This window comes from Oceaniferula spumae, from assembly GCF_042849255.1.
Lineage (GTDB): Bacteria > Verrucomicrobiota > Verrucomicrobiia > Verrucomicrobiales > Akkermansiaceae > Oceaniferula > Oceaniferula spumae.
Genome location: NZ_AP026866.1, coordinates 3,722,724 through 3,737,905 on the forward strand (window position 1 = coordinate 3,722,724; position 15,182 = coordinate 3,737,905).

The 15,182-nt window shown below is 52.6% G+C and carries 11 protein-coding genes; 2 read left to right on the plus strand and 9 right to left on the minus strand.

The window, feature by feature from the left end:
- Positions 1-3: 3 nt before the first annotated feature.
- The 7 genes from ACSPJT_RS15810 to ACSPJT_RS15840 all read right to left on the minus strand — a co-directional run bounded on the left by ACSPJT_RS15810 (position 4) and on the right by ACSPJT_RS15840 (position 11,351).
- A complete protein-coding gene (locus ACSPJT_RS15810) occupies positions 4-1,590 on the minus strand; it encodes a GNAT family N-acetyltransferase (RefSeq protein WP_435893526.1) in 1,587 nt (528 codons plus the stop codon).
- A 64-nt stretch (positions 1,591-1,654) separates the two neighbouring features.
- On the minus strand, positions 1,655-4,018 hold the full coding sequence (locus ACSPJT_RS15815; protein WP_435893527.1) for an alkaline phosphatase D family protein: 2,364 nt from the start codon (positions 4,016-4,018) through the stop codon (positions 1,655-1,657).
- Positions 4,019-4,126: 108 nt separating this feature from the next.
- A complete protein-coding gene (locus ACSPJT_RS15820; protein WP_435893528.1) occupies positions 4,127-4,693 on the minus strand; it encodes a hypothetical protein in 567 nt (188 codons plus the stop codon).
- 24 nt (positions 4,694-4,717) lie between these two features.
- Positions 4,718-6,748: a sodium-translocating pyrophosphatase gene (locus ACSPJT_RS15825; protein ID WP_435893529.1), complete on the minus strand. Its 2,031-nt coding sequence runs from the start codon at positions 6,746-6,748 to the stop codon at positions 4,718-4,720.
- A 279-nt stretch (positions 6,749-7,027) separates the two neighbouring features.
- Positions 7,028-9,001: a hypothetical protein gene (locus tag ACSPJT_RS15830; RefSeq protein ID WP_435893530.1), complete on the minus strand. Its 1,974-nt coding sequence runs from the start codon at positions 8,999-9,001 to the stop codon at positions 7,028-7,030.
- A 25-nt stretch (positions 9,002-9,026) separates the two neighbouring features.
- On the minus strand, positions 9,027-9,446 hold the full coding sequence (locus ACSPJT_RS15835; RefSeq protein WP_435893531.1) for a hypothetical protein: 420 nt from the start codon (positions 9,444-9,446) through the stop codon (positions 9,027-9,029).
- 39 nt (positions 9,447-9,485) lie between these two features.
- Entirely contained in the window at positions 9,486-11,351 is a 1,866-nt protein-coding gene (locus tag ACSPJT_RS15840; protein ID WP_435893532.1) for an ATP-binding cassette domain-containing protein, read from the minus strand.
- Positions 11,352-11,478: 127 nt separating this feature from the next.
- On the opposite strand from ACSPJT_RS15840, the gene ACSPJT_RS15845 reads away from it, so the two are divergent.
- A complete protein-coding gene (locus ACSPJT_RS15845) occupies positions 11,479-13,119 on the plus strand; it encodes a hypothetical protein (protein ID WP_435893533.1) in 1,641 nt (546 codons plus the stop codon).
- A 17-nt stretch (positions 13,120-13,136) separates the two neighbouring features.
- On the opposite strand, the gene ACSPJT_RS15850 is transcribed toward ACSPJT_RS15845, so the two are convergent.
- Entirely contained in the window at positions 13,137-13,685 is a 549-nt protein-coding gene (locus ACSPJT_RS15850) for a hypothetical protein (RefSeq protein ID WP_435893534.1), read from the minus strand.
- A gap of 124 nt (positions 13,686-13,809) precedes the next feature.
- Between ACSPJT_RS15850 and ACSPJT_RS15855 the strand changes: the two genes are divergently transcribed.
- Positions 13,810-14,268 (plus strand): RNA pyrophosphohydrolase, encoded by a 459-nt coding sequence (locus ACSPJT_RS15855; protein WP_435893535.1) that lies wholly within the window; start codon positions 13,810-13,812, stop codon positions 14,266-14,268.
- A 6-nt stretch (positions 14,269-14,274) separates the two neighbouring features.
- Here ACSPJT_RS15855 and ACSPJT_RS15860 read toward each other — a convergent pair whose 3' ends face one another.
- Positions 14,275-15,096 (minus strand): alpha/beta hydrolase, encoded by an 822-nt coding sequence (locus ACSPJT_RS15860; RefSeq protein WP_435893536.1) that lies wholly within the window; start codon positions 15,094-15,096, stop codon positions 14,275-14,277.
- Between the last annotated feature and the right edge of the window lie 86 nt (positions 15,097-15,182).

The window sequence follows — 15,182 nt, forward strand, 5'->3', positions numbered from 1 at the left end:
ATGTTATTCCGCTGGCGTGGAGCGTTCGACGCCTCCTTTTTCAAATCGATTGCGCAGGTGGTAGCGCATATCGAACAGGTCGAGTCGGCGGTCACGCATCGGAGTGACGGAGCCGGTCTCGCGTGAGCGGTAGAGATCGTCGATATCGAGATCTGTCACTAGCATGGTTTCTACATTGGAGTCGGCCTCGGCCTGGATGCCGTCGCGGGCAAACTCAAAATCCGAAGGTGTGAACACGGCGGCGCGACCATAATGAATGTCCATGGCAGGCACGTCTGGCAGGTTGCCGATGACGCCGGCGGTCACCACGTAGATTTGGTTTTCAATCGCTCGTGCCTGAGCGCAAGTTCGCACACGCAGGTAGCCCTGACGGTTGTCCGTGCAGTAGGGCACAAAGATGATCTCCGCTCCTTTTTCCGCCAAGTAGCGAGCGGCTTCCGGAAATTCGATGTCGTAACAAATCAGGATACCGACTTTTGCTTTCGGCGTCTGTACCAGATAAAGCTCGTTGCCTCCGCTGATTCCCCAGTAGATGCGCTCGGACGGGGTGATGTGCAGTTTTGGTTGACCGACGTATGAGCCGTCCGGACGGAATAACATCGCGACATTCTGCAGGCTGCCGTCTTTTTGTAGTACCGGGTGCGAGCCAGCGATGATGTAGAGTCCGAACTCACGGGAGAGATTAGCAATAAGGTCGGTGAAGTCATCTGTTAGGTCGGCAAGCTTCCGAATACCTTCTTGAGATGTTAGGGGATCGAGATGGGAAAGTAACTGCACCGAGAAGAATTCAGGAAACAAAACGAACTCTGAATTATAGTCGGCTGCAGTTTCCACGAAGTATCGAACCTGACCTGCAAACTCGTTAAAGTCTGCGATGCGCCGCATTTGATACTGCACGCAGGAAACTCGCACCTTCGAGTTATCCTTTGCGGCTGCCTGATAGTCTGGATTTAGCCACTCAATCAGTGATGCATGGTTATGGCTACGGGCATCGCGGATGTAGTTCGGCATCACATCTCGAACCACAAAGCCTTCCTTGAGTTGGAAAGAAAGCACCGGATCATGCAGTTCTCCTGCCTGAACTAGAGAGACGTATTCTTCGGCAGAATAGTCTTTGGCGTGGTTTTCGTAGCCCAGCAATCGACCGCCAGATAGGATCCTACGCAGGTTGAGTTTGCGGCAGATGTCACGGCGCACTTCGTAGAGAGCCTTACCGATGCCGCAGCGCTGGCAATCGGGATCAACGTAAACATCGGCACCGTATAGGGTGTCGCCTCGGGCATCGTGATTGTAAAAATATCCGTCGTCGGTGATACCGTAGTAGGTGTGTGGCCGTAGCGGATCCGAACCTAGAGAAACAATTAAACTCGAAGCCGCTCCCACTGGAACGCCGTTCAGCTCTGCGATGATCTGCCCTTCGGCAAACCGTTCCAGATGTGACTGCAGCTGATCGACACGCCATGCAGAATCGGTTTCCACCAACGAGGGGAAAGCCCGGTTGTACAGTGCGATGAGATCCGGAATGTCGCTGGTTTGAGTATTGCGGATGGATACCGTACCAGCGGAGCATTCATATTGGCGAACTTGCATGCCCTATGTTTATCAGTGAGGTAGCCTGGGGTGAAGTTAATACTAGGTCTGTGATCCCCACCGTTTACTTGACGCGCTTATTGGTTTTCGGATCGATGGTGATGGGCCAACCCAGATATGGTTTGTTCTCCGTTTCGTTCGTTGGGCTAGCATAGTAAGGCCAGTTAGCCAGAGTGACGGTTCCGTCGCTTCGATGCAGTGTTAGAATGGAATATCCCACGGCCTTATCGTAGAGGCGAGATGGTTCCTTTTCGATGTCGTAGGGATTGGATGCGGCATGTAGCGTCATTTTGTTGCCGAAGCCGTCTTCAAACTCTCCAGTGTATTTTGGTGCTCCATTCACACGATTGGCTCCACCGTCTTTAGGGAACCAACGGCGCGGCCAGAGATTGGCGATAGCGGGTGATGAAATCCACCAAGCACTGTCGTTAAACTTTTTGACGCCATATTGTCCTGAGGAACCTAAGTGTTGGTCGCCGGTGACGTGAACCGCACCTGCTTTAGTGATGAGATCTACGGCAAGATCGCGTTTGCTTTGTGGCCAACCGTTAGAGTCATAGTCCAACTTTGGAATATCGGTTGATGGGTATTCACCCGGTTTCATCCGCTTGAGTGAAGGGACTACAGCATCGGAGAACTTATCTTCGGGAATGGACTGAAGTGTCATGAGCGGGGTGGCTGAAATGACGAGATTCCACTTGGATTTTTCATCCTTGTTAGATGCCCATTTCTCCAAGAAGGCTTCCTGACGTTTTCCTAATAGCTCAGCACCCGCAACATCGAGTTCGCGTGGGGTTGTGAGGCCAGGGCGTTGTTTATTGCGATTCTGTGGCCAGCCGTTATTTATTTTGGATTCGGGCAGCAGTGCTTTGGGGGCTGACTTCCACTGTCGATCGGCGAGGATTGCCATGTCGATGCCAGCGTATTTCCAATTGGTGAAATAGACGGAGATGCCTGATTCAGTTGGAGCTGGGTCGATGGGCAAAGGAAGAGAACCTGTCTGGGTCTCATGCACGGCGTTGACGAAGCCGACGGACATTTTGTAGCCGCCGCTGTCTTGTGCTCCGGCATAAATGCCTCCTGAGCGATCCGCTAACTTTCCGCCAGAGCCCCAGATGTTGCCGTGAAAGACGTCGTGGTCATCAGGTATGGCAAAAGCTGGTGTGTTGCGCAGAAGTTCACGCCAACTCCAGCCGTGCATGGCGTATTTTCGTAGGTAGCAGAGCACAGTGCGATCGTCGTATTCGGTGTTATTTTTTCCGAACAACAGTCCGTAGCCTCCGATGGGTTCATAGATCTGGTCACCCATGAACGCGATCAAGTCAGGGTTGTGATCTTTGACGTTACCGACGAGCAAGTTGTGGGGGAAGCCAGTGGCGTCGTTGCAGGAGAGAGTCGCTACTGTTAGGTTCTCTTTATCGGTGGGTTCTTTGCGGACGATTCCCGCGAAGGTGTGGTCTTTCCAGGTGACTGTATAATTGTGGTCCTTGGTCACGTCGATACCATCCAGATGGAAAGTGGCGACTCGTGATTGAGCATTGATCTTGGCTGTGGATGTTTGGCCGTCGACCGTGAGTGTTACCGACTGTCCTTCCGTGATAACTGGCGCGATCTGAGCGATGAGGTTCAGTTTGCCACTGTGCTCGAGCGTGTATTGAGTCCAGTAGATCGGGCCGAAAGAGCGGTCAGGGTGGGCGGTGACTTTGTCCCCACTGAGTGACATGTTAGAGATGGCGGCCTGCCAGCTGCCACCTCTGTTTTGTTTAATGCTTTGAACGTTCTTAGGTCGTGGTTGACGCACTAGATGGGTGTTAGGCGCTTGTGTGCTTACCGTGTATGAGGCAAGTCCCGGAAGCCATGAGGCATGAACTCCTTCATTGATAAGTGTATGGTCTCCTGCTGTTAAGGTGATGGTGTAAGTGCCGCTATCGCTGGGCTTAGCGGTAAGTTTCAGATCGATAGGCTGTTCGAAATTTTTGATCAGAGGTTTTTCCGAACTGTGGCCGCCGATGAATAAGGTGCCGTCAGCTTTGATACCTGCTGCGAAGCCAGCACCGTAGATGGCGGAGTCACGGTAATCATCGAATAGACCTTGCAGGCCAAGCTGGAAACCAATGAATCCCTTAGATCCTTTGGCTGGGGCATGGATGGTGTCGAAGGTGGCTGAAATTTCCAGAGGGGCTTTGTCCTCAGAGATTTCGGCGGTCAGGATGACGAGTTCTCTGTCGCCGCCTGCATGGTAATTATGGGCACTGGCTTTGCCGTCTGTGACTTTGGTTTGCCAGTCTTCCATGGGGTTGGCCCAAAGGTCCGCTCCAGTCCAGGGTTGATTGCCGGTGGTTGGCAGAGCAGGAGAGACGTTGTCTGCATGGGACTGCAGAGGCAGTAGGAGTGCGGTGGCTGATAGGATCAGTTTTTTGTGAATCATGATTGGCTGTATCCTGAGCAAAAGACCCAAGTTAGAGAAGGACTAAACTGGCCCAAGTGGTCAAAAAATGGATCCCAATTCCTCACATTTAATACGGATCAGATAAGCCTATCTGCGTTTTCTTGAAGAAGAGCGCTTCTTCTTGGGCTTGGACCTGGACATGGGTTCCCTGAGCTTGGTCTTGGTGATGTCAAAAGGGGTGCCGCAATACATGCATCGCCACCGTTGGGTAAAAACAATATTCAGCACCGCTGTGTGGCCGTAATTCATGGGCCATGCCTTGAAGGATTTTTCATGCTTTAGTGCCAAATTATCGAGTAAAGGGGTACATTTGCACAGGGGGCAGGTTGCTCTACGGCGCATCAAATAGGCGAAGAGCCAGGTGAACGCACAGGCAATCAGCAGACCGGCAATCACATAGGCGGTACGATGCTGAAGCTCCTTCGTAGCTAAAAAGAAAGCGATGATTCCTGCTAACAGAGCAATCACCGACAGGTAAAATGCCAGAGTGCTGAGCACTGCCAAGACGAACGGGCGCTTGTATGGCACCGAGCGATCACGCTGCCCAAGATTGGGCCCCATCTTGACCTGGACCAGGTCTTTGGTAGCTGGGGCCCGATACGTCGGTTGCCCAGGACTCAATTTGGTTTTCTGTTTTTGAGCAGTTGTCGGCATCTTTACTTAACAACTGCTAATATCCTACAAGAGCGGAGCAATGACAAGACTAACAATCGCCATCACATTGATGAGAATGTTCATGGATGGGCCGGAGGTGTCCTTGAAGGGATCACCGACGGTATCACCCACGACGCAGCCCTTATGGGTCTCGGAGCCTTTGCCGCCGTTGTGACCTTCCTCCACGTATTTCTTAGCATTATCCCATGCTCCACCGGCATTGGACATGAACAGAGCCATCAGAATACAGCCTAACAGGGCTCCACTGAGGGTTCCAGTCAGGGCGATAGCTCCTACTCCAGCGATGGCTTCGAAGCCAAATCCAACGGCCAGGGGGGTGCCTACTGCCAGCACGGCGGGGAGGATCATGCGCTTGGTCGCGGCGCGGGTAGCGATGTCCACACACTTTGCGGAATCAGGTGTTCCGGTGCCTTCCAGAAGACCAGGGATCTCGCGGAACTGGCGGCGGATTTCATTGATCATGTCAAAGGCTGCGCTGCCCACAGCTTCCATGGTGATGGCTCCATTGAGGAAGGGAATCACTCCTCCAATGAATAGCCCGACAAAGAAGGTGCGGAGCACGGCGTGATCGGTGAAATCAAAGTTGCTGATGTCTGCTTTCTGAATGAACGCGGTGATCAGGGCGAGTGCGGCCAGTCCGGCGGCACCAATGGCAAATCCCTTACCGATGGCTGCGGTGGTATTCCCTACGGCGTCCAGACCATCGGTGATCTTGCGAGTCTCGGGGCCCATGGCGCTCATCTCGGCGATGCCGCCAGCGTTATCGGCTACAGGGCCATACGCATCGATGGCCATGGTGATTCCGACGGTGCCAAGCATACCGACAGCCGCCAGGCCGACGCCATAGAGGCCGGCGAATTCAAAGGAAACAAAGATTGTAGCGGCGAGTGTAAGCAGTGGAATAGCCACCGACTTCATGCCGACAGATAGTCCTGTAATCATCACCGTGGCCACTCCGGTTTCGCCGGACTTGGCAATATCGCGCACAGGTTTTCCTCCAGTGTAATACTCGGTTACCAGGCCGATGACGATGCCACCGACGGCACCGCAAAGAACGGCAGAGGCGATCTGGCTATTGATTTCAAGATGATTACAAAGGGCGTAGGCACCGACGATGAAAATGATCGCCGCACCGATGGTGCCGATGCGCAGTGCGCTGGCAGGGTTCTTGGCGGACATCATTTTGACCAGCAGGATACCCAACACAGAGCAGAGCAGGCCCATGGTTGTTAGGCCGAGGGGGAGGTACATTAGCGTCTCGCGAGTTGCACCCAGTGCTTCTGCAGCATTGACGGCTAAGGCACCAGCGATGGCGACGGTGGCGATCTGTGCACCGCAGTAAGATTCGAAAATATCAGAGCCCATGCCTGCGACATCACCGACGTTGTCACCTACGTTATCAGCGATCACACCAGGGTTACGGGGATCGTCCTCTGGAATGCCAGCTTCCACCTTGCCAACTAGATCGGCACCGACGTCCGCTGCCTTGGTGAAGATGCCGCCGCCGACACGATAGAACAGTGCGACCAGGGAAGCTCCCATGGCGAAGCCTTCCATAATTTCAGCCACATGCACGTTGTCCTTGTAGAAATAATAAAGTCCGCCGAGTCCGATCAAGCCCATGGATGCTACTGTTAGTCCCATTACCGAACCTCCGAAGAATGCGACGCTGAGAGCATCTGCTTGGCCATTGTCCCGAGCAGCCAGAGTAGTGCGGACGTTGGCGCGGGTGGCGGTGAACATACCTACGAATCCAGCGAAAGATGAGGCTAGACAGCCGAGGAAGAACGCCAGTGACTGCTCCTTACCGTAGTCACCTTTTTGGAAGAAGAAGAGCAAGCCTCCGATGATCACGGCGAAGAAGGAGATCAGCAGGAACTCACGCTTCATGAAAACCATGGCTCCGTTATGGATTTGATCCGCAATTTCTTTCACTTTTCCCTCACCGCCGGAGCGCTTGAGGATACTTGCTAGAATGATAAAAGCGATACCGAGGCCGACGAGACCTGCGATAGGAGTGATGACGGGATACATAATGTTAGTCGTGGATAGTGAGGGTGTTCTGGAAATAGGGGGTGCTCTAAAACTAAAAAGCGGGGGTATACACCCTCGCTCCAAGTAGAGGCGATGAGCATAGAAATAACGGAGATAGTGGCAAGTAAAAGATCGTCAAATTTGCCATCATACAGTGGCTTGGCATGCCCCTTGCTGGCGCGGTTTTTTCCAGAAGCAAACCAACCAAAAAGCAGAGAAAGAAAAAACGCGCAAGCCATGTAGCCAGCGCGTTTTTGAAGGGTGGTGGATCGTGGAGATTTATTCGGCACCGCCGTCAGCGACAGGCTCACTGCTCACAGGAGTGTCACCGGGTTCAGGCAGGATACGTTTGACCAAGCGGTCGATGCCTTCTTGGGCGAACTTACTGTCCGGATAAATGCTCTTGGCTTCCAGATACCATGACAGCGCGGAACCGGTCTGCGGATTGAGATCGTTGTCCTCAAACTCCTTGGCTCGGGTCAGGGCCACGGTGAAGTCGGCGACTTTGGATGAGAGTTTTTCCAACTGGCGAAGAAGTTCCGGATCTTTAGGGAACTCATCGCGCAGGGTGGCGAGGCTTTCCCAGGCAGCGTAGTCATTGCCAATCTTGGAAAACTCCTTGGCCTGAATGATGGAGCCATCGATGCGATGGATGTTCTTGATGATTTGTTCAACGGCGTCCTTACGCTCAGAGTCATCTTGCACCACAGGCACAAATTCATACTGGCGCTTAAAGATCTCACGGAAGTTACTTTCGCTGAGCAGGCGATCGAAATCGTCTAGTAGAGTCTTGGCAACTTCACCTTTATCCAGCATGGAATCGAGACGTTTGTCGATTTCCTTGAGGCGAGGATTGGTGGGCCATACTTGGGTGGCGTTTTTGAGTTCTTGTTCAAACTTCTCCTGATCACCCTGCATCAGGGCGATCTTGGCAGCGCGCACGTGACCATCGGAAACGCGGGTATAGGCCGCGATCGCACCCTCGGCTTTGGTAGAGTCAAAGTCGCTGGAGCGTTTTTTCAAAGCTTCTAAGTAAACCTGAGCACGTGCATAGTCGTGGACGTCCATGGCTTTGACCAAGGCGTGTCCATCGCGAACGTATTCCAGAATTTGGCGACGGTCCTCAGCGGGAATTGTTTGCACGGCAGGCAGGAACTCGCCAATGGCATAGGCCTCGGTGAGACGACGCGAGGCGGAATGTAGCTCGTTGTGCGAGAGGTGATTCTTAAAGGCAGCAACAAAGGTGGTGACTTTGCGCATGGCTTCATTGGCAGCCGAGTCGAGACCGGTGACGGTGGGATCAACCCCCAGACCTTCGCCGAAGAATTTGGACACATCAGAGTTCTTCTTCAGGCGCATCTTGCTGTCTCCGTCGCGGAAGATCAGGTTGTAGAATCGTGTGCCGATGACGACGTGTTCGAAGCGACGTTGGACAAAGAGCTGTGCGAGCAGAGCCTGATACTGAATCTTGGCCTGCACGATGTTGATCTCGTCTTTGGCCTGATGCATTTTCTTCAGGGCCTCGATCTCGATGATGCGTTTTTGCATCTCCTGAAGTTCGTAGGACTCGGTGGATTTCTCGATGGTGGTTTTTTTGGCTTTGCCTTTTCCACCTGTTTTTTTGGTGTTGGCCTCGGAATCACCCAGTTCCTGTTTCTTGGCGACGATGTCGGCATTGTAGATGATGCGTTTTTTCTCCTTCTCCAGGCTTTCGATGTAGTCCTTGGAGTTGCTGATCGAGCCCTTGGAGAGCATAGCCGCGTAGATGGCATTAGAAAGGGAGTCGCAAATCCGGCCGTCACCAGGGTAAGATGAAGCACGGGGGAGAAGGGCGAAGCCGTTGCGCAGTTTCTGTGAAATGGTAACTCCTTTGGTGTGTGGGGAAACGGCATCAAGGATGGCGTCGATGGTTTCGCGGTATTCCTTGGCCGCGGCAGACTGGTTGGGAGTGTCAGCGAGGTAGGATTCAAACTGTCCACCCAGACGGTTATCGCCGAGGTTGAAGGTGTGACCCATCAGGGTGATGGTTTCCTGAGTAGGATCAATGAATGGGACCTCGTTGCCATAGGGAGAGCTGGACTCCTTTTTTTCACGCACGATGGTGGTGTCGCCTCCGCCGGAAGGTGCTGGCTTGGGTTTGGCTCCACCTCCTTTTGTAGGATCGTAAACTTGTGCGGTGACGGGTAGGGCGAAGCAGGGGATGGCTGCCATCGCAATTACGGTGCGTGGGACTCGAGTGTGAAGATTTTTCATAATAAGTAGCTGTAGTTGATGGAGTTTACTTCGCTTTGACATCGAGCGCAACTGGCATTCCTTCGCGATTGATTTCTACCTTGAAGGTGTAGCTGTGCCCTTTTTCGAGATTTACGTTATCGATGCCGGCCGGAACCATGATGCCAATCATGCCTTCATCCCCGTCACCTTGTTCGGTGGTCAGGGAAATTAACTGGCCTCGATCGGAGGTCCATTTGAGCTTTTCGATGATTTTTCCGCTGATGCGATATTCATTGCCACTCAGGCTGTTGGCGTTGTTTTTGAAGTCTGCGATGGACAGTTCGCTCAGGTTTGAGAAATGCTGGGCACGTTTATCGAGGATGATTTTGCCTGCGATGAGTGCGCCGATTACGGCGACACCGACGATGATATAGACGGCGAGGTTACTTTTACTGGTGGTTTTGGATCTTGATCTGCGGGCCATGTGAAAATGATGAAGGTAGAAGAGTGATAGTGGAATGATTTAATCCCAGTGGTGACGTTTGAGGCCGATGTATGAGGCGATTAGGCCGACTGCGATGTGAATGCCGAGTAGATAATGGCAGGCACTGGAGCTCTGGAACGATGTTTCGGTCACCGCATCGATAGCATTGCGATAGCTCGGATTCATCGAGTCGATACTACCGGACCACGCCCAGTAGGCGGAAATGAATGGCCGAGTGATGCTTTCAATGCTCTCAGGCAGAGCCAGGACGGCACCGGAGAGGGGGAGTTGGAAACCAACGAGGTAGATCGAAAGCAGCGATGATTGCTCGGCTGTTTTCATCAGTGATGAAATGCCAAGGCACACAAAGGTCATCGCTGCGTTGACCATCACAAGAAAGACCGTGTGATCGAGGAAACCGGTGTCACTTCCATCGGGGAATTTCCAGAACTGCTGGACAAAGATGGCCATCCATAGCGACTGAATCAAAATCAGACTGCCTAGGAACGCGATCTTGCTACCAAGGTAGGCCGATGGCCGGATGCCTCCGAACTTTTCCTTTTCGAAAATCAATCTCTCACCCGCAACTTCTCGGGCTGAGTTGTTAGAACCCATCAGTGAGAGCAGAACCACTTGGAACATGACGATGCCGGAAACAGCAGAGCCCACGCTAAGGTAGCTTTTTTCCACCATAGTGTGTTCCTTGATTTCCTGCAGGGTGCCTTCATAGCGATCAGAAAAGCGTTTGATGTTCTCGTTGCCCCGATCGCTGAATAAGGCGACGAGGATAGGGAAGCAGACGAGGATGGCGAGCTGGAGAAATACCTGACCGCGGTCTCGGAAGAAAATTTTCCATCGTCTTCCTAACAGAGTGCTAAATTGGCTGAAGACACTTGGTGTGCGCACCAGCTCTGCGGCCTCGCGTACGATTTCATCTTCACCTGCCGGGTCATCCAGAGGTGCGGTTTCGTGGTGGGAGCGTTTTTTGCGGCGGGAGGGTTTTTCCTCCTGCACTTGTTCCGTGTCGGCTTTAGGCGCGGATTTTTTCTGCTTCAGAACGTCTTCGGGCAGCGAGAGTGTGCCTTCCTTGATTTGCTGCTCACGGCGCCTTTCCAGCTTGTCGTAATACGCCACACGGTGTTTCAGCCAGGAGCTTTGCCATTTTTCGGAACGTTGCTTAGCCAGCTGTGGATAGACTTCTTCCATGTCCTCCACGGAGAAATAATGCGTTAGCCCCTCCGGCGGACCATGGTAGGCCACACGTCCTTCGTGAAGCACGAGAATGGAATCATAAAGCTCCAGATGAGCGAGCGAGTGGGTCACCGATATTACGGTGCGTCCGTCACGGCGGGAAAGTTGGTGCAGCAGTCTAACGATGTCGCGCTCCGATCTTGGATCGAGTCCGGAGGTAACTTCGTCACACAGTAGCAGGTGCGGGCCGGTAACCAGCTCCATGGCCAGACCAAGACGTCGCTTCTGTCCTCCTGACAGCACTTTCACAGGACGGTCCGCCAGTGTCGCCAGCCCTGTTTCTTCGAGGATTCGGTCTATGCGATTATCCAGCTCCGCGATGTTGCGAGTTTTCACGCGCAAGCGGGTGGCGGATTCGATCGATTCGTCGACCGTCAGCTGATCGTAAGCGATGGAAAACTGTGGGACGTAGCCGATTTCCGCAGGATCAAAGTCCTCTTCCTCGGCGAGGTTACGTCCGTTCCAGATGAGATCTCCGGCAGACTCTTCGTTCAGTCCTGCGATGGTTTTAAGCAGCGTGGTTTTGCCGCAGCCTGATGGTCCGACAATGGCCATGAAATGTCCGCGCGGAACATCCAGAGTAACGTTGTCGATGAGATTGATGGGTTCTCCGTCTTTTTGGATGGAGAAGCAGACGTCTTTGAGTTCGAGCACGGTGGGATCTAGTGTGTTAGTAGAAACAGGGTAGGTCGTCCTGTTTCAACCGAGTTTATTAGGGAAAGTTGCAAATCGTGGCGAGAAGAAAACTTGTGGAATTAGAGGTCAGAGTTAGGCTTATGCCATGTCGAGACGTTCGCAGAGAAGAAAACCAGCTCGTAGATCATCAGCAGGAAGGGGCGGAGGTGCCAAGTGGACATATCGCATCTTGTCCATACTCGTGCTGGCGGTAATTCTTGCAGGTTTTGGAGGCTATTTTTGGCTGAAGTCATATCTTCACAGCGATGACTTCCGGGTATTTCTGGGTGAAACAGTGGGGGATGCCATTGGAGCTGAAGCTCAATTCGAGTTGTTTGAGTGGCAGGGGATGCAGGCGAGGACTGAGGGATTTAGTTCTGAGAATGGCGATTTGATTCGTGGCATGCGAGCCGATGGCATCGAGGCCAAGGTGAATTTGTCGGGTGTTCGACGCGGTGTATGGGAAGTCTCCGGATTGCGGGTGAAACAGCTCGATCTCGATCTCGATACCCGTAGTGCTAAAAATGAAGACGCAGCCGCAGAACCAGAAAATGATCCGACACCAGTAACTGATCCTGGCGACGAAGTTGGTTTTCTGGCCAGTCTGCTGCCTAACAGGGCTGAGTTGTCATCCGCTCAGATCGAGCGTCTTAATCTGAATCTTGAAACCAAAGCCGGTCATTTGGAGGCGTCCAACCTCATTGCCAGAATTGATGCGGCCAGCGCCGATGGCGCTTATGATGTGAATCTATCAGACGGTTTAATTGAGACAACTTGGTTTGGATCACCATTGGAACTGGATAGTGCCAGAGGCAAATATCAAGACGGTCGAATTTACATCACTGAGTCGAGATCCAAGGTCTACGAGCGTGGCCTGCTAGACTTCAGCGGTGAGATCAATGGTGGTGAATTTGGTTTTTACGGAAACTTACGCGATGTCCGCGTTGAGGAACTGGTGCCGCCAGACTGGCAAAAGCGCCTCACTGGGAATCTGACCACAGAGTTTAAGGTGCAGTCAGGTAGAGCGCAAAGCGACGGAACCCTGGGCGCTACCATCGTCCGCGGTGAGCTGGAGCTTAAGCGAGGAGTGCTAGAGTCACTACCTGTACTCGACCGGATCGCGGCCTATGCCAATTCGCGCCGTTTTCGCCGCCTCGATTTTTCTGAGGCCAAATTGAAATACAGGAAAGAAGGAGACCGCCTCGAACTCACAGAAATTGTTCTGGCGACCGAAGGTCTTGTTCGGATCGAGGGCGAGATGACTCTGGTGGACGGTCGTGTTGACGGTCGCTTTAAAGTCGGCATTACCCCAGGCACCCTGGCTCATATTCCAGGCGCGGAGACCAAGGTCTTTTTGCGTGGCGACAAGGGTTTACTCTGGGCCCCCTTGCGCATCACTGGAACGGTAGATGCTCCCAAGGAAGATCTCAGCGATCGAATGATCGCCGCGGCCGGCGAGCGGATGTTTGAACTCGTGCCCGAAACCGGAAAAATGGCACTGAAATTCGCCCATGACACTGCCACCCAACTGCCTGAAAAAACCGCCGAAACTGGAGCGGATGCGTTGAAGACCGGAGTCGAAGCGGTTCAAAAAGGGCTGGAGGAAGGACCCGCCGCAGGTATCGAGCAGGGAGTCAGAGGTATTTTCGACCTTATTCCCGGTGCACCACGTCAACCGCGTGAGGAGCCCGAGAAAAAGGAGGACAAAGATAAACTCGAAGAGGATCTGGAGAAGACTAAGCGGTAAGAGCTTCTGAGCGATAGTTACTTTAATCTGATCGTAAATTTCTTACCTGCGCCATTCATCCATGCCTTGCGGACGCTGCCGAGGAGTTTATCCAGATCACCTTCATCGGAGATGCGATACTCCACAGTCTTTGCGTGAGTGGTAGTGGGGTATTGCTTGGCTACGATGCTGTTACCGTCCACACCAGTGCGCTCGCCGACTTTGTCGATAATGCCCTTTGTGCGTTCGGTAATACGACCCGCCACATTGGACTCGGCGTCTTCACTGACTGGGATGATGTAGTAGAAGCGCGCTAGCGAGTTGCCACTGGTATCGATCACAACCTCTGTGACCCTTAGATTGCCATCGATGATGTAGGTGTGTTTGCTGATTGATGAAATCCGATCCAAGGCCACCACATAGCTGCCCCCTGGAAGATTCGCTTGCCAGAAGCGGCGAGGACCTGCTTCTTCACTTGTGGCGCTGTTAGACGTTGACTCCGGATTGGCTGTGTCTTGAGCCATGATTGCGGGCGATGCGACTATCATGAGTGATAGCGCGGCGAGGTGAGTATAGATTTTTTTCATGTTGATGAGTCGGTATGATGAGGATGGACGATAGTTGTGAAACTACAGACTGGCAACAAAGTTTCATGAAAAGCTTGATGAATCCTTGATCGTTCAAAATCCTGTAGTTAATAAACACCCCGTCATGGCAAGTTATCGACCGAACGTCGCGGCACTAGTGATTAACCGCGAGGGCAAACTCCTGGTTTGCGAACGTGTTAAATCCAAGGGCGCGTGGCAGTTCCCCCAAGGCGGCGCAGACTCAGGTGAAAAACTGACCAAGGCCTTGATCCGAGAGGTTGAAGAGGAAATTGGCCTGCCAGCTGACAGCTACAAGATTCTAGAGAAAAGAGGGGGCTACACCTACCTCTATCCGGACCAAGTTCGAAAACAGAAATGTTATTTCGATGGTCAGGAACAGACATATTATCTGTGCCGCCTTAAAAAGAGCGCCCCGGAAATCAATCTGAACGGACATAAGAATCCGGAGTTCGGCCGTTACAAATGGATCAAGCCGGAGCACTTCAAACTCAAATGGCTGCCTGAGTTCAAGAGACAGGTTTACCGGGCTGTGATGTTGGATTTTTTCGATGTCAGACTGTGATCGGCACTACTTGGCAGGCATGATCTCCGCGCGGAATGTATCGAGCGAATCGAGCACTTCGTCCATGGCGAGTAGATACAGGTCGTTGTGACCTGCTCCTTGGATATCGATAAACGTCTTCGGGCCACCGTGGTGCTGATAGAGTTTTTTCCCATGCCACTGGCTGATGACTTGGTCCTGATCGCCGTGAACAATCAATAACGGTGTCTGAATCTTGTCGATGCGTTTGATGTTTTTGAACTGATCACCTGGGAAGAGAGGAATTCGGGTGACTGCGCGGAATGCAGATACGAAAGGGGATACTAGCATCAGCCCTGCGCAAGGTTTCTGTTCTGCCAGCCAGACCGATGGACCACTGCCCACGGACTGTCCGTAGATGATGATTTGATCGGAGGGAATATTGAGTTTTTGAGTCAAATGCTCCCATGCTGTCCGACAGGCATCATAGCAGGACTCCTCATTGGGTTTCCCGACACTTTTCCCATAACCGGGGTAATCGTAGGCGAGGATACCGTAGCCACGAGCGTGAAACTCGTTGAACCGATCATTTAAATACCCAATGTCCTCAGCGTTTCCGTGCGACCACAAAAGGGTCGGCATGCCTGCTTTGGCTTCCAGGTAATACATCGCCACCGGATCTCCATTGGAGCGAGGGATCAGCAGGAAATCGTCTTGGCCTATTTCGTAGCCGGATTTCGGTGGCTGGAAAAGAAGCTTGTTTGAGAAGCCCAGCGCCACAACTAGCAAGGCTAGATAGATGAAGGCAAGGGACTTGAGTGGTCTTGTCCAGCTCCACTCTCCTAGAATCCATTTTTTCCACTTCGCCATGATTCAAGTTTCTACCGAGGTGGATAGCAGCAAGCGAAGCATCCAGAAAGTAGCAAATGCGGCTTGGCTAAATCAATGAGCAGGAG